The organism is Cedecea neteri NBRC 105707 = ATCC 33855 (assembly GCF_001571265.1).
Lineage (GTDB): Bacteria > Pseudomonadota > Gammaproteobacteria > Enterobacterales > Enterobacteriaceae > Cedecea > Cedecea neteri.
In genome coordinates this window covers 1-18016 of sequence record NZ_BCTL01000049.1, presented here as the reverse complement: position 1 = coordinate 18016, position 18016 = coordinate 1, and the positions used below count along the sequence as shown (strand labels likewise).

General features: G+C 57.0%; 13 protein-coding genes. 11 read left to right on the top strand and 2 right to left on the bottom strand.

The features are described from left to right. Positions 1-56: 56 nt before the first annotated feature. From arcA to ridA, 8 genes are all read left to right on the top strand, one after another. A complete protein-coding gene (gene arcA, locus CNE01S_RS19205) occupies positions 57-1277 on the top strand; it encodes an arginine deiminase (protein WP_061277826.1) in 1221 nt (406 codons plus the stop codon). A 13-nt stretch (positions 1278-1290) separates the two neighbouring features. Further along, complete coding sequence (locus CNE01S_RS19200; protein ID WP_061277825.1) at positions 1291-2205, top strand: carbamate kinase; 915 nt, start codon at positions 1291-1293, stop codon at positions 2203-2205. A 134-nt stretch (positions 2206-2339) separates the two neighbouring features. After that, the gene (gene argF, locus CNE01S_RS19195) at positions 2340-3344 is read left to right on the top strand and encodes an ornithine carbamoyltransferase (protein WP_061277824.1); all 1005 of its coding nucleotides are present in this window, start codon (positions 2340-2342) and stop codon (positions 3342-3344) included. Positions 3345-3417: 73 nt separating this feature from the next. After that, on the top strand, positions 3418-4887 hold the full coding sequence (arcD, locus tag CNE01S_RS19190) for an arginine-ornithine antiporter (RefSeq protein WP_061277823.1): 1470 nt from the start codon (positions 3418-3420) through the stop codon (positions 4885-4887). A 155-nt stretch (positions 4888-5042) separates the two neighbouring features. Beyond that, the gene (locus CNE01S_RS19185; RefSeq protein ID WP_061277822.1) at positions 5043-5522 is read left to right on the top strand and encodes an arginine repressor; all 480 of its coding nucleotides are present in this window, start codon (positions 5043-5045) and stop codon (positions 5520-5522) included. A gap of 267 nt (positions 5523-5789) precedes the next feature. Beyond that, entirely contained in the window at positions 5790-6722 is a 933-nt protein-coding gene (gene pyrB, locus CNE01S_RS19180) for an aspartate carbamoyltransferase (RefSeq protein ID WP_061277821.1), read from the top strand. Between the two features lie 16 nt (positions 6723-6738). After that, positions 6739-7200 (top strand): aspartate carbamoyltransferase regulatory subunit, encoded by a 462-nt coding sequence (gene pyrI, locus CNE01S_RS19175; RefSeq protein WP_061277820.1) that lies wholly within the window; start codon positions 6739-6741, stop codon positions 7198-7200. 199 nt (positions 7201-7399) lie between these two features. After that, the gene (gene ridA / locus CNE01S_RS19170) at positions 7400-7786 is read left to right on the top strand and encodes a 2-iminobutanoate/2-iminopropanoate deaminase (RefSeq protein ID WP_061277819.1); all 387 of its coding nucleotides are present in this window, start codon (positions 7400-7402) and stop codon (positions 7784-7786) included. A gap of 55 nt (positions 7787-7841) precedes the next feature. Here ridA and CNE01S_RS19165 read toward each other — a convergent pair whose 3' ends face one another. Both CNE01S_RS19165 and mgtA read right to left on the bottom strand, forming a co-directional pair. Further along, a complete protein-coding gene (locus tag CNE01S_RS19165) occupies positions 7842-10232 on the bottom strand; it encodes a beta-N-acetylhexosaminidase (RefSeq protein ID WP_061277818.1) in 2391 nt (796 codons plus the stop codon). A 115-nt stretch (positions 10233-10347) separates the two neighbouring features. After that, entirely contained in the window at positions 10348-13065 is a 2718-nt protein-coding gene (gene mgtA, locus CNE01S_RS19160; protein ID WP_061277817.1) for a magnesium-translocating P-type ATPase, read from the bottom strand. A gap of 497 nt (positions 13066-13562) precedes the next feature. On the opposite strand from mgtA, the gene treR reads away from it, so the two are divergent. The 3 genes from treR (at position 13563) to treC (ending at position 17905) form a co-directional block, all read left to right on the top strand. Further along, on the top strand, positions 13563-14510 hold the full coding sequence (gene treR / locus CNE01S_RS19155) for a trehalose operon repressor TreR (protein WP_061277816.1): 948 nt from the start codon (positions 13563-13565) through the stop codon (positions 14508-14510). 120 nt (positions 14511-14630) lie between these two features. Continuing rightward, on the top strand, positions 14631-16049 hold the full coding sequence (gene treB / locus CNE01S_RS19150) for a PTS trehalose transporter subunit IIBC (RefSeq protein ID WP_061277815.1): 1419 nt from the start codon (positions 14631-14633) through the stop codon (positions 16047-16049). Between the two features lie 197 nt (positions 16050-16246). Then, positions 16247-17905, top strand: coding sequence for an alpha,alpha-phosphotrehalase (treC, locus tag CNE01S_RS19145; RefSeq protein ID WP_061277814.1), 1659 nt, complete (start codon positions 16247-16249; stop codon positions 17903-17905). Positions 17906-18016: the final 111 nt, after the last annotated feature.

Genomic DNA, 18016 nt, shown 5'->3' with positions numbered 1-18016 from the left:
CAATATTCATTGCGCCACAGGCACTTTTATCTCCGAATTAATGCAAAGGAATAGTCATGGACAAACATTATGTCGGTTCCGAAATAGGTCAATTACGTAGCGTGATGCTGCATCGCCCAAACCTCAGCCTGAAAAGACTTACCCCTTCAAACTGTCAGGAATTATTATTTGACGACGTGCTGTCGGTTGAACGCGCCGGTGAAGAACATGATGTGTTCGCCAACACCCTGCGCGGTGAAGGCGTTGAGGTTCTGCTGCTCACCGACCTGCTGACGCAGACGCTGGACGTCAGCGATGCCAAGGCCTGGCTGCTGAATACGCAAGTTTCAGACTATCGGCTGGGGCCAGCTTTCGCCTCCGATGTGCGCGGCTGGCTGGCCGATATGCCACACCGTGAACTGGCGCGTCGCCTTTCCGGCGGGCTGACCTACGGGGAAATTCCAACGCATATAAAAAATATGGTAGTGGATACCCACGCCCTGACCGATTTTATTATGAAGCCACTACCAAATCATTTATTTACCCGCGATACATCCTGCTGGATTTATAACGGCGTCTCTATTAACCCAATGGCCAAAGCGGCTCGCCAACGCGAAACCAATAATTTAAGGGCAATTTATCGCTGGCATCCGGCATTTACCGACGGAAAATTCATTAAATATTACGGCGATGAAAATATTAATTACGACCACGCCACGTTGGAAGGCGGAGACGTATTAGTCATTGGCCGCGGTGCGGTATTAATTGGCATGTCCGAACGCACCACGCCTCAGGGCATAGAGTTTCTCGCTGAATCATTATTCAAACACCAGCAGGCAAGCCGCGTGATTGCCGTCGAGCTGCCGAAACATCGCTCCTGCATGCACCTCGACACCGTCATGACCCATCTCGATATTGACACCTTCTCCGTTTACCCGGAAGTCGTCCGCAAAGACGTGCAGTGCTGGACCTTAACCCCTGACGGCCACGGCGGCATCAAGCGCCACCAGGAAACCAGCCTGGTGAACGCCATCGAAAAAGCGCTGGGGATCGATCAGGTCAAGCTCATCACCACCGGCGGCGACGCCTTTGAAGCGGAGCGCGAGCAGTGGAACGACGCCAACAACGTGCTGACCGTTCGTCCCGGCGTTGTCATCGGCTACGAACGCAACATCTGGACCAACGAGAAATACGACAAAGCCGGGATCACCGTTCTGCCGATCCCTGGCGATGAACTGGGGCGCGGGCGCGGCGGCGCACGCTGCATGAGCTGCCCGCTGGACCGCGACGGAATTTAAGGGAGCAAAGCATATGGAACTGAAACCAACGCTGGTTGTGGCGCTCGGCGGGAATGCCCTGCTGAAGCGCGGAGAACCGCTGGAAGCCGACCTGCAGCGCAAAAACATTGAGCTGGCGGCAAAAACTATCGCCCAGCTCACCGGCGCCTGGCGCGTTGTGCTGGTGCACGGCAATGGTCCACAGGTTGGCCTGCTTGCCCTGCAAAACAGCGCCTACCAAAACGTGAGCCCTTATCCGCTGGACGTTCTCGGCGCGGAGAGCCAGGGAATGATCGGCTACATGCTGCAGCAGGCGCTGAAAAATCATCTGCCTGACCGCGAAGCCAGCGTGCTGCTGACTCAGGTTGAGGTGGATCCACAGGACCCGGCCTTCAGCAATCCGACCAAGTATATCGGCCCGGTGTACAGCAAGGAGCAGGCGGATGAATTGGTACGTGACAAAGGATGGTCGGTAAAAGCCGACGGGCAGTATTTCCGCCGCGTGGTGCCGTCACCGCAGCCTAAACGCATCGTCGAGAGCGACGCCATTACGGCGCTTATTCAGCGTGACCATCTGGTCATCTGCAACGGCGGCGGCGGCGTGCCGGTAGTGGAGAAGGCCGACGGCTACCACGGCATTGAGGCGGTCATTGATAAGGATCTTTCCGCCGCGCTGCTGGCCCGCCAGATAGAGGCCGACGCCCTGCTGATCCTGACCGACGCCGACGCGGTTTACCTCAACTGGGGCACGCCGGCGCAGCGTCCGCTCACCAGCGTAACGCCGACTGAGCTGGAAGGGATGAGCTTCGACGCCGGATCGATGGGGCCCAAAGTGGCCGCCTGCAGCCGCTTTGTCGCCAGCTGCCACGGCATCGCCGGGATTGGCGCGCTGGAGGATGGCCCGGCGATTCTGGCCGGTGAGAAAGGCACGCTTATTCGGGAACTCTGAAAGCCCTCTCACCCTAACCCTCTCCCCCGAGGGGAGAGGGGATAAATAGAGTCGCCCGCACTTCCCCCTCTCCCTTTCAGGGAGAGGGCCGGGGTGAGGGTCAGCAAACTATTACTCTTCAAAGGATAACGAAAATGACTATCAACTTAAAAAACCGTAATTTCCTGAAACTCCTCGACTTTAAACCTGCAGAAATTCAGTACCTCATCGACCTGGCCCGTGACCTGAAGGCGGCCAAACAGGCCGGCACTGAGAAAAAAACGCTATGCGGTAAAAACATCGCGCTGATCTTCGAGAAAACCTCCACCCGCACCCGCTGCGCCTTTGAGGTCGGCGCATTTGACCAGGGCGCGCTGGTGACCTACCTAGGGCCAAGCGGTTCACAAATCGGCCATAAAGAGTCGATGAAAGACACCGCTCGCGTACTGGGGCGCATGTACGACGGGATTGAATACCGTGGCTATGGCCAGGACATCGTCGAAGAGCTGGGGGAATACGCGGGCGTGCCGGTGTGGAACGGGCTGACCAATGAATTCCACCCAACCCAGATCCTCGCCGACCTGATGACCATGCTGGAGCACGCGCCGGGCAAAAAACTTCAGGATCTCTCCTTCGCCTATCTCGGCGATGCCCGCAACAACATGGGCAATTCCCTGATGGTGGGCGCCGCCAAGATGGGCATGGACATTCGCCTGGTAGCGCCAAAAGCCTTCTGGCCTGAGGCGGCGCTGGTCGAACAATGCCGCGCCATCGCCAAAGAAACCGGCGGGCGCATCATGCTGACCGACAGCGTGGCGGAGGGCGTCGCGGGCGTAGATTTCCTCTACACCGACGTTTGGGTTTCGATGGGTGAACCGAAAGAAGCCTGGGCCGAACGCGTAAGCATCATGACGCCGTACCAGATTAACCAAAACGTCCTCAACGCGACCGGCAACCCGAACGTCAAATTCATGCACTGCCTGCCCGCCTTCCACAACGAACACACCAAAGTCGGCAAAGAGATCGAAGAAACCTACGGCCTGAAGGGGCTGGAAGTGACCGAAGAGGTCTTTGAGTCAAAACACTCCATCGTCTTCGACGAAGCCGAAAACCGTATGCACACCATCAAAGCCGTGATGGTTGCCACGCTCGGCGCGTAACGCTGTCGGGCAGTGGGAACCTCTCGCTGCCCGTTTTGCCCTTATGCTGCCTGGCGCAGCGGGAGAAAAGGAAATGGCCGATGTTACCCATGAAGGTGCGACAGACACCTCCGCAAGCAGTGAGAGAAAACTCGGGCTCAGCGCGCTGGTTGCGCTGGTCATAGGCTCAATGATCGGCGGCGGGGTGTTTAGCCTGCCGCAAAACTTTGCTTCGGTAGCCTCACCCGGCGCGCTGTTGATTGGCTGGGCGATTACCGGCGTGGGCATGCTTTGCCTCGCGTTTATTTATCAGAATCTCAGCGCCCGCTGCCCGGAACTTGACGGCGGCGTTTACAGCTATGCCCGAGCCGGGTTTGGCGACTTTATCGGCTTCCAGTCCGCCTGGGGCTACTGGTTCTCCGCCTGGCTCGGCAACGTCTCTTATGCGGTGCTGCTGTTCAGCGCCATGAGCTTTTTCATCCCGGTTTTTGGCGACGGGAATAACCTGCCGTCGATTATCGGCGCTTCCGTCGTGCTTTGGTTAGTTCATGCCCTGGTGCTTCACGGGGTGCGCGAAGCCGCCTATATCAACACGATTCTTACCGTGGTGAAGGTCATTATCCTGCTGGTGTTTATCGTCGCAGTGCTGATTGCCTTCCGGATTGGCGTGTTCACGGCAGATTTCTGGGGCCGCATGATGCTGGTCGAAGGGTCACGCCCGGAGATTTTCGATCAGGTGAAAAATACCATGCTGGTGACCACCTGGGTGTTCATCGGTATTGAAGGGGCGACCGTCGTTTCCGCCCGTGCCGCAAAACGTGAGGATATCGGTAAGGCCACGGTTATTGGCCTGCTGGGCGCTCTGGCGATTTACGTGCTGGTTAGCGTGCTGTCGATGGGCATTCTCGATCAGGCGAGCCTAGCCGGACTGAAAAACCCGTCGATGGCCGGGGTGCTGGAAAGCGTGGTCGGGCCGTGGGGCGCTAAGTTCGTTGCCGGCGGGGTGATTCTTTCGGTTGCCGGGGCGCTGCTGGCCTGGACGCTGTTCGCCGCAGAATTACCGCGTGTCGCCGCGATTGACGGCATTTTCCCCAAAGTTTTTGCGAAAGAAAATGCCCGCCACTCGCCCTCATTTTCGCTGTGGATCACCAACGGTTTAATTCAGATCTTCCTGATCCTGACCCTGTTCTACGCCGCGGGCTATCAGGCGCTGTTTTCCATCGCCACCGCGGCCATTTTGCCGCCTTACCTGTTCAGCGCCGCCTACGGGTTAAAGCTGGCCTGGACCGGAGAACGCTACAAACAGGGAGAATCGCGCACCGGTGGCATTGTGCTTGGCCTGATTGCGACGGTTTACGGCTTCTGGCTCTGTTACGCCGCCGGTGACTCAATGCTGCTGAGTTCGCTGCTGTTTACGCCAGGGATTCTGGTGTTCCTGTGGCAGAAAAAGTCCCAGGGCCAACCGCTGCTGAAAAGCTATGAGCTGGCGATAGCGATTGCCATCCTGGCGTTGGCCGCGTGGACATTAAAACTGGTGATAAGCGGAAATTTACAGATAGCCTGACGACATTAACGCCACATTAGTGGCGTTAAGTTCTTTAATTTAACCGATTGACGATATTTTTAAACGATAAGATCGGCAAAGGCTTTTCTATCAAACGGTTTCAGACATCAACCATGCCTGGTAACGCGCCAGCAATCAAAGGAGTGGTGAATATCATGAGGATCTCCCGCCTCTCGTCCGAGAAAGAGCAGCGCCAGCTTGAGCTGTGCCAGCAGCTGATCAGCCATAAGAGTTATCACTCCCAGGAGCAGCTACGTCATGACCTGAAGCAGCACGGCTTTGAAGCCATCAGCCAGTCCACCGTCTCCCGCCTGCTCAAGCTGCTGGGCGTCATCAAATTGCGTAACGCTAAAGGGCAAAAGATCTATGCCCTCAGCCCGATGACCCTGCCGCAGCCGAATGCGGCGCGCTCGGTGGCCGAAATGGTTATCAGCGTTGAGCACAACAGCGAGTTTGTGATGGTACATACGGTATCCGGCTACGGCAGAGCAATAGCCAAAATACTCGATCACCACGCCATCTCTGAGATTTTGGGCGTAGTCGCCGGCAGCAGCGTGGTGTGGATTGCCCCCCGTGAAATCCGTAAAACGCCGCAGGTGCATCACCGTATTATGCGCACGCTGGGTTTAGCATAGGCTCACCGCAACCGATTGCAGCGCCCCTAAAAAGTGTGATTTTAGCGCTTGCAGAGAACACTCACGCGCGTATAATGCGCCACAATTTGCCGGGAGGAAGCATGGTTTACTGTGTTCAAAAAAATGTCGCAGCTCGACGTCTGAAAGCAGACGCGGCAGGGCGTTTTTCTTCCCGTTGCACCGTCGAATTTCTAAATTCCCAAATTGCTAAGGCCCCTCGTTGAGGGGCCTTTTTTTTGCCCGTCGGCCCGAGAACAGGAGAGAAGCATGACTAACCCGCTCTATAAAAAACACATCATTTCCATCAATGATCTCAGTCGTGAAGAACTTGAACTGGTGCTGGCGACCGCGGCAAAGCTAAAAGCTAACCCACAGCCGGAGCTGCTGAAGCACAAGGTTATCGCCAGCTGCTTCTTTGAAGCATCCACCCGCACTCGCCTCTCGTTTGAAACCTCCATTCACCGCCTGGGCGCTTCGGTGGTGGGTTTCTCCGACAGCAGCAACACTTCGCTGGGCAAGAAAGGCGAGACGCTGGCAGATACCATCTCCGTCATCAGTACCTATGTTGACGCCATCGTGATGCGCCACCCGCAGGAAGGTGCGGCTCGCCTCGCCACCGAGTTTTCTGGTGAAATCCCCATCCTGAACGCAGGCGACGGTGCGAACCAGCACCCAACCCAAACCCTGCTGGACCTGTTCACCATTCAGGAAACCCAGGGCCGCCTGGAAAACCTGAATATCGCCATGGTCGGTGACCTGAAGTATGGCCGCACCGTGCATTCGCTGGCCCAGGCGCTGGCGAAGTTCAACGGCAACCGTTTCTACTTCATCGCCCCGGCCGCGCTAGCGATGCCGCAGTACATTCTCGACATGCTGGATGAAAAAGGCATTGCCTGGAGCCGCCACGAGTCCATCGACGACGTGGTGGGGGAACTGGATATTCTGTACATGACCCGCGTGCAGAAAGAGCGCCTCGACCCGTCAGAGTACGCCAACGTTAAGGCGCAGTTTATCCTGCGCGCCGCCGACCTGACCGGCGCACGCGGCAACATGAAGGTGCTGCACCCGCTGCCGCGCGTGGATGAGATAACCACCGACGTAGACAGCACGCCGCATGCCTGGTACTTCCAGCAGGCCGGTAACGGTATTTTTGCTCGCCAGGCGCTGCTGGCGCTGGTGTTGAATCGCGAACTGGTTTAAGTGAGAGGACAAGAAGATGACGCACGATAATAAATTGCAGGTTGAAGCCATCAAGCGCGGCACCGTTATCGACCACATTCCGGCTCAGGTTGGCTTTAAGCTGCTGACGCTGTTCCAACTGACCAAAACCGACCAGCGCATCACCATCGGGCTGAATCTGCCATCCCGCGAGCTGGGCCGCAAAGATCTGATTAAAATTGAGAACACCTTCCTGACCGACGAGCAGGTGAACCAGCTGGCGCTGTATGCCCCTAACGCGACGGTAAACCGCATCGACGAATACGAAGTGGTAGGTAAAAGCACCCCGAGCCTGCCGGAGCGTATCGAGAAAGTGCTGCTCTGCCCGAACACCAATTGCATCAGCCACAACGAGCCGGTCGCTTCTTCGTTCGCTGTGAAACAGCGTGCCGACGATATCAGCCTGAAGTGCAAATACTGCGAAAAAGAGTTCGCCCGTCACGTCGTGCTGGCAGATTAACGAGCGACTAATGACAAGCAAGCTCGCATCCCTATACCCTAAATAATTCGAGTTTCAGGAAGGCGCCAAGTCCGCGAATCCCCAGGAGCATAGATAACTATGTGACTGGGGTAAGCGGATGTAGGCAACGCACATGCAACTTGAAGTATGACGGGTATATAATGGTCGCGAGCTTTGTATCTAATACTGAGGAGAAAGTATGTCACGTACGCTTAGCACGGAAAACGCACCGGCCGCTATCGGTCCTTATGTTCAGGGCGTAGATCTTGGCAGCATGGTAATCACCTCCGGGCAGATCCCGGTGAACCCAAAAACCGGCGAAGTGCCGGAAGACGTAGCCGCTCAGGCTCGTCAGTCCCTCGAAAACGTGCAGGCTATCGTTGAGTCCGCGGGTCTGAAAGTGGGCGACATCGTGAAAACTACCGTGTTCGTTAAAGATCTGAACGATTTCGCGACCGTGAACGCTACCTACGAAGCCTTCTTCAACGAGCATAAAGCGACCTTCCCGGCTCGCTCCTGCGTTGAAGTGGCTCGTCTGCCAAAAGACGTGAAAATCGAAATCGAAGCCATCGCCGTTCGCCGCTAATTCGCCGCAGCGCTTTTGCTTGTAGCCCCGCTTTCACGGGGCTATTTTTTTGCCCTTACTTCACAATGGCCCGCAGCAGTTTTTCCAGCGGGTACACCGCCGCAATCACCACTTCATCACGAGTCTGCGCCGCAGCATCCAGCTGAGCCTGAATGGCTTTAAGCTCATCATCGCTGAGCGAACCTTGCTTCGCCACCAAATCAGTCAGCCTTAAGCCCAGCCCGGCGAGCTTGTCCACGTCCTCGGCAACCGGCTTAAGCGGTTTTAGCACATAGTTACCGTCGATCAGCGCCAGCACGTCCGGGGTATTGTTCTGCCAGCGGGTGAAGATATGACGCAGCGCTTCCGCACTGTGGCTGTCTTCCGGGTCAGCAATCAGTTTATCCACCCAGCTATTAATTGCCCTCACCTGGCCACTTTCAGCCCCCAGCGCATCTGCAAAGCGGTTCAGCGGCTCAAAGTGATTGTAGTTTCCGGCCTGGAACTTCAGGTGCTGACGCGTGTAATACTGCGCGGGTTCAATGGCCTGAGCGAGGATTTGCAGCGGCATGATTTCCGGCGTACCGGCAAGGCGCGTCAGCTGCGTGACAGATTCGGTGTGCTGGCGCAGGCCAACGGACACCGTCGACCAGGCGTCAATCGCCTGCATACGCTGGTACATATTGTCCACATCGGTGACGTCTTTAGCCGACCACAGCCGCTCGGCTACCGCAAAGGTGCGCGGCCAGAGCTTGATGTCCAGCAGCGGGGAGATTACGTTTTCCGCCCACAGCGCCGCCTCACCGCCGAGAATGTTGCTCATCTGCGCTTCGGTTGGCACCACAGGCTGCTTGCCATCCGGCACACCTTCCAGCTTCTGCCCGGTGGCCGGATAACGCACGTTGCCCACGAGGAAGTAGCCGCTAAGCTTGTCGTTTTCCACCGTCACCACCGGGCGAGTTTCCCCCATCCAGGTATCCACCGTGAAGGTCACCTGGGTTGGACTCAGCCATTTCACATCGTGAACCACGCGGCGGGATTTGCCCTTGAAGTCGATAAATCCGCGCCAGCCGCCATCGTTTTTCACCAGCGTGAAGCTGCCTTCCACCGCGCTGCCTTTCAGGCGAGGCATGCTGAAGAACCAGCTTTGCGCGCTGTCGGCTTCGCTAATATGATCCACGCCGTTCAGCCCTACCGGCAGGACTTCATTGCGGTAGTGGTAGGCGGTGGACTGAGGCTGATCGAGATAAAAGCCCGTGGACAGAATGCCTTTGTAGCCGTTAGCCGCGATCGCGCCCAGCGAGTCCTGCCCCTGCCAGGACTGGATCAAAATGTTCTTCGGCAGATCCGGATGGTAAATCTCGTCCCAGCCCATCATCTGGCGCTTATGCTTTTCGAGGATATTCTCCAGCCGCTGGTTGAAATACGTTTGCAGCGCGTGAGAGTCGGCCAGGTTGCGCTGCTTCATGAATTGCTGAATGGCGGCGCTTTCTTTCCACTGGCTGTCGTCTACCTCATCGCCGCCGATATGCAGATAACTGTCCGGGAAAATAGCGGTAACTTCGCCAATTAGCGTATCAACAAATTTGTACGCCGCTTCATTAGCCGGGTTAAGCAGCGGCTTCAGGACGCCCCAGTTACGCTCCATTTGGTATGGGCCCGGCGCGCTCATCAGCTCCGGATATGCCACCGCCAGCGCTGAGCCGTGCCCAGGCAGGTCGATTTCCGGCACCACGCGAATGCCCAGCGAGGTGGCATAGCGCACAACCTGCTTCATCTGATCCTGAGTGTAGAACTGCCCGTCGCTCGCCAGCTGCTGCAGCTTCGGATAATGAGTGGAAGCGAAACGCCAGCCCTGATCGTCCGTCAGATGCCAGTGGAAAACGTTCAGCTTGGCGGCGGCCATGCCGTCCAGCTGACGCAGAATGTCGTTCACCGGCATGAAGTGGCGGGCTGAATCAAGCAGCAGCCCGCGCCACGGGAAGCGTGGCACATCTTTAATGTCTACATAAGGAATCGACGTATTCTGCGGGCCATTTTGAATCAGCTGCAGCACGGTTTCCATGCCGCGCATCGCGCCAAAGCGCGTGTTAGCGGTGAGCTTCACGCCGTCCGCCGTCACGCTTAATGCATAGCTTTCGTCGCTGTCGGCTTTAGGCAGCGGATCGACAGCATGTTTGATTTGGATAGCGATTGTGGGTTTTTCCGGCTTTGTGGCCGCAGGCTGAAGCTGCCAGCCGGTTTGCAGGCTAATGCGCTGGCGCCAACGGTCAATAGCCCCATCGAGCTTGTCGCCGCTAATGGCGATAGAAACAGCGTTAGTCAGCGGCAGGCTGCCCTGCGTTTCCGGGAGCTCGACCTGCTGCGGCCAGGGCATGAGCGGTAAGTCCCCTGCCGGGGCGGCGTGCGCCTGGCAGGCAACGGCGATACCTGCTGCCAGCAGGCTAAAACGAAGCGTTTTGAACATGAGTAATCCTTTCACGTGACGGGCCAGAAAATAGCAAAAACAATCTGTTATCACGTGAAGGATTTTTCAGCAAGGCGGCGGCGAGACGTGGATCACATCTCGCTATTTTTTGGGATTACTGCCAGCCGTAGCGGCGGCTGTAGAAGCCTTTCACGGCCTGGGTCAGCATCACGTAGCCCGCCAGAATAACCACCAGCAGCGGGAAGTAGCTCAGCGGTAGCGCCTGCAGGTGCAGGTACTCGGCCAGCGGCGAGAACGGCAGCGCAATCCCGAGCGCCATCACTAGCAGCGTCATCATCATCAGCGGCCACGCCGGACGGCTTTGTAGGAACGGAATACGGCGGGTACGGATCATGTGCACAATCAACGTTTGCGACAGCAGGCCTTCCACGAACCAGCCGGACTGGAACAGCGTTTGCGCCTCCGGAGTATTCGCTTTGAAAATCCACCACATCACGCCGAAGGTGACGATATCGAAGATGGAGCTGAGCGGCCCGAAGAACACCATAAAGCGGCCCAGGTCGGCCGGATTCCAGCGCTGCGGCTGTTTGATTTGTTCATCGTCGACGTTATCAAACGGAATCGCGACCTGAGAGACATCGTACATCAGGTTCTGGATCAGCAGGTGAATCGGCAGCATCGGCAGGAACGGCAGGAAGGCGCTGGCCACCAGCACGCTGAAGACGTTGCCGAAGTTGGAGCTGGCGGTCATTTTGATGTACTTGAGCATGTTGGCGAAGGTACGACGACCTTCGATAACGCCCTCTTCCAGCACCATCAGGCTTTTTTCCAACAGAATAATATCGGCGGCTTCACGGGCGATATCCACCGCGCCGTCTACAGAAATACCGATATCTGCCGCACGTAGTGCCGGGGCATCGTTAATACCGTCGCCCATAAAGCCCACCACGTGGCCTTCACCGCGCAGCAGGCGAACGATACGCTCTTTGTGCATCGGCGTCAGGCGGGCAAACAGCGTGGTTTGCAGCGCCACTCGCGCCAGCTCGTCATCGCTCATTGTTTCGATGTCGCTGCCGACGATCAGGTCGCCAACTTCCAGCCCGACCTCACGGCACACTTTCGCCGCAACCAGCTCGCTGTCGCCGGTCAGGATTTTTACCGCAATGCCGCTGGCTTTCAGCGCTTTTAACGCCGGAGCGGTGGTTTCTTTCGGCGGATCGAGGAAGGCGATGTAGCCTTCGAGGATCAGGTCGGACTCATCCACGCGGCTGTAGTCTGCGCTGCGGGCAGGCAGGAATTTTGTGGCAACGGCAACCACGCGCAGGCCCTGGCTGTTCAGCGAGTCGGTCACGCTGCGAATGCGTTTCAGCATCCCTTCGCTGAGCGGCACAATCTCGTCGCCGTGGCGCACGTGAGTACAAACGTTGAGGATCTCCTGCAGCGCGCCTTTGCAGATAAGCTGATGCACGTCTGACTGCTCGGAGACCACAACCGACATACGGCGGCGGTCAAAGTCGAAGGGGATTTCATCTATTTTGTGCCACTGGGCAACCGCCGTGCGGGCGTGGTCGGCATCAACGCCTTCCAGCACCGCCACGTCCAGCAGGTTTTTGAGCCCGGTTTGGTAGTGGCTGTTCAGCCAGGCGGTGTGCAGCACGCGATCGCTTTGCTCGCCGAAGATATCGGTGTGGGTTTCCAGCACGATGCGGTCCTGGGTCAAGGTACCGGTTTTATCGGTACACAGGATGTCCATCGCGCCGAAGTTCTGAATAGCATCGAGGTGCTTCACAATGACTTTTTGTTTCGACAGCTTCACCGCCCCGCGCGCCAGCGTGGAGGTGACGATCATCGGCAGCATTTCCGGCGTCAGGCCGACGGCCACGGAGAGTGAGAACAGCGCCGCTTCCCACCAGTCGCCTTTGGTGAAGCCGTTGATCAGCAGTACCACCGGCACCATCACCAGCATAAAGCGGATCAGCAGCCAGCTTACGCGGCTGATACCCCGCTGGAAGGCGTTAGGCTCGCTTTCCTGCTGGGTGACGCGTCCAGCCAGTTGCCCGAACCAGGTGTTCCCGCCGGTGGCGATAATCATGGCCAGCGCCGTGCCGCTCACCACGTTGGTGCCCATAAAGCAGAGGTTGTCACACTCCAGCGGGTTGTGCTGATCGTGCTGGCGGCTGACGGCCACTTTCTCGACCGGCAGAGATTCCCCGGTCAGCGACGCCTGGCCAACAAACAGGTCACGCGCCTGCATAACGCGCAGGTCGGCTGGGATCATGTCGCCTGCGGCAAGCTTAACGATATCTCCCGGCACCAGTTGGTCCAGCGGAACCTCGACATAGGCATATTCGCCCTGATCGTTGATAACGCGCAGCACGGTTGCGGTGTTGCTGACCATCGCCTTCAGCGCATCCGCCGCGCGGGTGGAGCGGGTTTCCTGAATGAAGTTCAGCAGCGTGGAAATCACCACCATCAGAGCAATGACGCTTGCGCCAAACAGGTCGTCTTCCGTTGCGTAGGAGAAGATGCCCAGCGCCGTCAGTAACAGGTTGAACGGGTTGCGGTAGCAAACCCAGAGGTGCACAAACCACGGCGCGGGTTTCTGCGCCGGGATCTGGTTCAGGCCGTGGGTTTCGCGCGCTTTTTCAACTTCACGAGCATCCAGCCCTTCCGGATGGCTGCCAAACTCAACGTAGAGCTGCTCTTCGCTGGCGGCGGCATATTTCAGGCAGGCTTGCGTCAGCGTCGCCGGAATATCGGCGGCCTTCGCCACTACTTTTCCGTCAGGCATAGGATCGCGCTGCACCAGGCGGCGCGGCAGGTGACGGCTCAGTTGGGACATCAGCTGGCGAGTGAGGTTTTTGAATTGCATAAACGTCCTTAGCACCGTCTTGAGCGGTACCTAAGTTTCCTGCAGGCGCAACAAAGCTGCACCAGGCAGGAGAGCATCAACAAGCAGGGACGTAAATGAGAGTGGTCGTCACTGCCTTACAAAACCGGTAAGGCAGCGGGCGTTAACCTGTGGCTTACCGGAAAATTCCTGTTACTTCAGGGTGAGGACTGGGATCGGGTTCCATGTCATCTCCGGTAGCGTTGAAAGAAAAATAGCATTACGCCTTCTGGCATAATGAGAATGCCAGGTATACTACGCCCGTAAAACTAAACCTTCTGTAAACCAGATTTTGCCCATATCGGGAACGGGATACAGCGTTAAAATTTTACTCTTGGTAAGTATATTCTAAATAATCCGGATTACAGGTTAGTGGCAAACGAGTGACAATCACCGCATTCGTGTCCCAAAAGGAACGGGGCCGCCGCCATTGCCAAACGAGCCAATTTGCACCGTGACCGCCAGGGAAAAGAACAGCTATGCAAAGTCGCCTTACCATCAAAGATATTGCCCGCCTGAGCGGCGTGGGGAAATCTACCGTCTCTCGCGTATTGAACAATGAAAGCGGCGTCAGCGCCCGCACGCGGGAACGAGTTGAAGCGGTAATGCAGCAGCACGAGTTCTCCCCTTCCCGTTCGGCGCGCGCCATGCGTGGGCAAAGCGATAAAGTGGTCGCCATTATCGTGACGCGCCTTGACTCCCTGTCGGAAAATCTGGCGGTGCAAACCATGCTGCCCTGCCTTTACGAGCAGGGCTACGATCCGATCATGATGGAAAGCCAGTTCTCACCGGACATGGTTGAAGAACATCTCGGCATGCTGCGCCGCCGCAACATCGACGGCGTGATTTTGTTTGGCTTCACCGGCATTAACGAGAAGATGCTGCAGCCCTGGCGCTCCACGCTGGTGCTGATGGCAAGAGACGCCAGCGGATTCGCTTCGGTGTGTTATGACGATGAAGGCTCCATTCACATCCTGATGTCCAGCCTTTATCAGCAAGGTCACCGCGACATCAGCTTCCTTGGCGTGCCGCACGGCGACGTCACCACCGGGTATCGCCGTCATCAGGCCTATCTCGCTTTTTGTCGTGACCACGATATTGTTCCCAATGCCGCTCTGCCGGGCCTCGCCATGAAGCAGGGCTACGAGCATGTAGTTGAAGTACTGACCCCGAAAACCACCGCCCTGCTTTGCGCCACCGACACCCTGGCGCTGGGCGCAAGCAAATACCTCCAGCAGCAAAACCGCAGCGATATTCAACTGGCGAGCGTGGGGAACACGCCGCTGATGAAGTTTCTGCATCCTGAAATCATCACCGTTGATCCGGGCTACGCCGAAGCCGGTCGCGCCGCGGCTTTACAGCTGATCGGGCAGATTTCTCAGGGCCAACAGCTGCGGCAAATCGTCATCCCAAGCCACCTGCAATAAAACCTCCCCTAAGCGGGATTTTGTGATCTTCGCTTGATTTCGGGAACGTTCCCATTTTCGTAAAATAGATTCCCGGCTACCCTTACTACAGGTCATTACCTCCTACCCAGGGTGTTACTTATGAGCAAAGTAAAACAACAAGACATCGACAAACTGATCGAACTCGTTGGTGGACGCGAGAATATCGCTACCGTGAGCCACTGCATTACCCGACTGCGTTTTGTGCTGAACCATCCCGAAAATGCCCATCCTAAAGAGATCGAAAACCTGCCGATGGTGAAAGGCTGCTTTACCAACGCCGGTCAGTTCCAGGTGGTTATCGGTACCGATGTGGATGATTATTACAAAGCGCTGATTGCCACGACCGGACTGGACTCCGCCGACAAGGAGCAGGCCAAAACGGCGGCCCGTCAAAACATGAAATGGCACGAGCAGCTGATCTCCCACTTCGCAGAGATCTTCTTCCCGCTGCTGCCAGCGCTGATCAGCGGGGGTCTGATCCTCGGCTTCCGTAACGTGATTGGCGACCTGCCGATGAGCAACGGGGAAACCCTTGCCCAGATGTATCCGGCGCTGAAAACCGTGTATGACTTCCTGTGGCTGATTGGTGAGGCGATCTTCTTCTATCTGCCGGTGGGTATCTGCTGGTCTGCGGTGAAGAAAATGGGCGGCACACCGATCCTCGGCATCGTGCTGGGCGTTACGCTGGTATCCCCGCAGCTGATGAACGCCTACGAGCTGGGCACCAAGATCCCAGAAGTGTGGAACTTCGGCTGGTTCACCATCGAGAAAGTGGGCTACCAGGCACAGGTTATTCCTGCGCTGCTGGCGGGCCTGGCGCTCGGCTTTATTGAAACTCGCATGAAACGCATCGTGCCGGATTACCTTTATCTGGTTATCGTGCCGGTGTGCTCGCTGATCCTGGCCGTGTTCCTGGCTCACACCGTGATTGGGCCATTCGGCCGCATGATCGGTGACGGCGTTGCGTTTGCGGTTCGCCATCTGATGACCGGCAGCTTCGCCCCTGTAGGCGCCGCGTTGTTTGGCTTCCTGTATGCGCCGCTGGTTATCACCGGCGTTCACCAGACCACGCTTGCCATCGACATGCAGATGATTCAGAGCCTGGGCGGCACGCCGGTCTGGCCGCTGATTGCGCTGTCTAACATTGCGCAGGCTTCTGCGGTTGTCGGCATCATTATTTGCAGCCGCAAGCAGAATGAACGTGAAATCTCCGTCCCGGCGGCCATTTCGGCCTACCTCGGCGTCACCGAGCCGGCCATGTACGGGATCAACCTGAAGTATCACTTCCCGATGCTGTGCGCGATGGTAGGTTCCGGCCTGGCCGGCCTGCTGTGCGGACTCAACGGCGTAATGGCGAACGGGATTGGCGTCGGCGGCCTGCCGGGCATTCTGTCCATTCAGCCTAAGTTCTGGGGCATCTACGCCATTGCGATTGTTATCGCGGTGATTGTGCCGATTGTCCTGACATCTATCGTCTACAAGCGTAAATTCCGCCAGGGCACGCTGCTGGTGGTGTAGTGAGATTGACCGGGGGCAGAAATGCCCCCTTTTCGTCAGAGCAAAGTGTATTTTTACGCTTTGCGGGTTATCAGCTGAAAATCAGCCATTGATTTTCCTTGTTTATTTTTTGATGGCACTTAAGGTTCTTTCTACTGCCAGAAGCTTGTCATCAGTTTGTGGGGCAACTCCGCCCCTTCAGCTAGCAGGAACTCGCTATGAATATCACTCCTCCGTGGTGGCAAAACGGCGTCATCTACCAGATTTACCCAAAGAGTTTCCAGGACACGACCGGCAGCGGGACCGGCGATCTGAAGGGCGTGATTAAGCGTCTGGATTATCTCAAGACGCTGGGCGTCGATGCCCTATGGATTACGCCGTTTTATGTCTCGCCTCAGATAGATAACGGTTACGACGTCGCTAATTACTGCGCGATAGATCCAACCTACGGCACGCTGGAAGATTTTGATTTGCTGGTTGCGGAAGCCCACCAGCGTGGTATTCGTCTGGTGCTGGATATGGTGTTCAACCACACCTCCACGGAGCACGACTGGTTCAAGCAGGCGCAGGATAAACGCAGCCCGTATCGCGAGTTCTATATCTGGCGAGACGGCACGCCGGATGTTCTGCCGAATAACTGGCGCTCGAAGTTTGGCGGTAACGCCTGGCAGTGGCAGGCGGAAACCGGGCAGTACTACCTGCATCTGTTCGCGCCCGAGCAGGCCGATCTCAACTGGGAGAACCCGGAGGTTCGCGCCGAGCTGAAAAAGGTCTGTGAGTTCTGGGCCAACCGCGGCGTGGACGGTCTGCGCCTCGACGTGATTAACCTGATCTCCAAAGATCAGCAATTCCCGAACGACGTTGACGGAGGCGATGGTCGCCGTTTTTACACCGACGGGCCACGCGTCCACGAGTATCTGCAGGAATTCAGCCGCGATGCCTTTAAGCCGCTCGGTCTGATGACCGTCGGCGAGATGTCCTCCACCTCGCTGGATAACTGCCAGAAATATGGCGCCCTCGACGGCAGCGAGCTGTCGATGACATTTAACTTCCACCACCTGAAGGTCGACTATCCGGGCGGCGAGAAATGGACGCTGGCAAAACCCGACTACGTGGAGCTGAAGTCCATCTTCAATCACTGGCAGCAGGGCATGCACAACGTGGCCTGGAACGCGCTGTTCTGGTGTAACCACGACCAGCCGCGCATCGTTTCCCGCTTCGGGCACGAAGGCAAGCTGCGTACTACGTCCGCGAAGATGCTGGCGATGGTGCTGCACGGTATGCAGGGCACGCCGTACATCTATCAAGGGGAAGAGATTGGGATGACCAATCCACATTTCTCCAGCATCGATCAGTATCGCGACGTGGAAAGCCTCAATATGTTCGCCGAGCTGCGAACCCTTGGGCGCGACAGCGACACGCTGATGGCAATTCTTGCCAGCAAGTCACGCGACAACAGCCGTACGCCGATGCAGTGGGATGCGGGCAACAATGCAGGCTTTAGCGAAGGCACGCCGTGGATTGGCCTGTGCGATAACTACCAGACGGTCAACGCCGAGACGGCGCTGAAAGACAGCGACTCGGTGTTCTACACCTATCAGCAATTGATCAAGCTGCGTAAGTCAGAGCCGGTGCTGACCTGGGGTGATTATCAGGATCTGCTGCCGGAGCATCCGCTGGTGTGGAGCTACAGCCGTCAACACGAAGGGCAAACGCTGGTGGTTGCCGCTAACCTCAGCGGTGAAGCGCAGTGGCTGCAGCTGGAAGGCCATGACGGTGAATGGGAAGTGCTGATGAGTAACTACTCTGACGCCGCCGCTAAGCCAGGTGAGATGAGCCTGAGGCCGTTTGAGGCGGTGTACTGGGTTAAGCGTTAACCTGGTACTTGCTCTATTTATGCAGAGCAGGCGAATATTCCGTTCACTTCAAATACAGTTTCACATGCCGCCATCGAACCGGTGAACGACTCGGGGAAATCACCGTCATTT

Coding starts and splice junctions, on each gene's coding strand:
- arcA (WP_061277826.1), top strand. CDS start 57: ATGGACAAACATTATGTCGGTTCCGAAATAGGTCAATTACGTAGCGTG.
- CNE01S_RS19200 (WP_061277825.1), top strand. CDS start 1,291: ATGGAACTGAAACCAACGCTGGTTGTGGCGCTCGGCGGGAATGCCCTG.
- argF (WP_061277824.1), top strand. CDS start 2,340: ATGACTATCAACTTAAAAAACCGTAATTTCCTGAAACTCCTCGACTTT.
- arcD (WP_061277823.1), top strand. CDS start 3,418: ATGGCCGATGTTACCCATGAAGGTGCGACAGACACCTCCGCAAGCAGT.
- CNE01S_RS19185 (WP_061277822.1), top strand. CDS start 5,043: ATGAGGATCTCCCGCCTCTCGTCCGAGAAAGAGCAGCGCCAGCTTGAG.
- pyrB (WP_061277821.1), top strand. CDS start 5,790: ATGACTAACCCGCTCTATAAAAAACACATCATTTCCATCAATGATCTC.
- pyrI (WP_061277820.1), top strand. CDS start 6,739: ATGACGCACGATAATAAATTGCAGGTTGAAGCCATCAAGCGCGGCACC.
- ridA (WP_061277819.1), top strand. CDS start 7,400: ATGTCACGTACGCTTAGCACGGAAAACGCACCGGCCGCTATCGGTCCT.
- CNE01S_RS19165 (WP_061277818.1), bottom strand. CDS start 10,232: ATGTTCAAAACGCTTCGTTTTAGCCTGCTGGCAGCAGGTATCGCCGTT.
- mgtA (WP_061277817.1), bottom strand. CDS start 13,065: ATGCAATTCAAAAACCTCACTCGCCAGCTGATGTCCCAACTGAGCCGT.
- treR (WP_061277816.1), top strand. CDS start 13,563: ATGCAAAGTCGCCTTACCATCAAAGATATTGCCCGCCTGAGCGGCGTG.
- treB (WP_061277815.1), top strand. CDS start 14,631: ATGAGCAAAGTAAAACAACAAGACATCGACAAACTGATCGAACTCGTT.
- treC (WP_061277814.1), top strand. CDS start 16,247: ATGAATATCACTCCTCCGTGGTGGCAAAACGGCGTCATCTACCAGATT.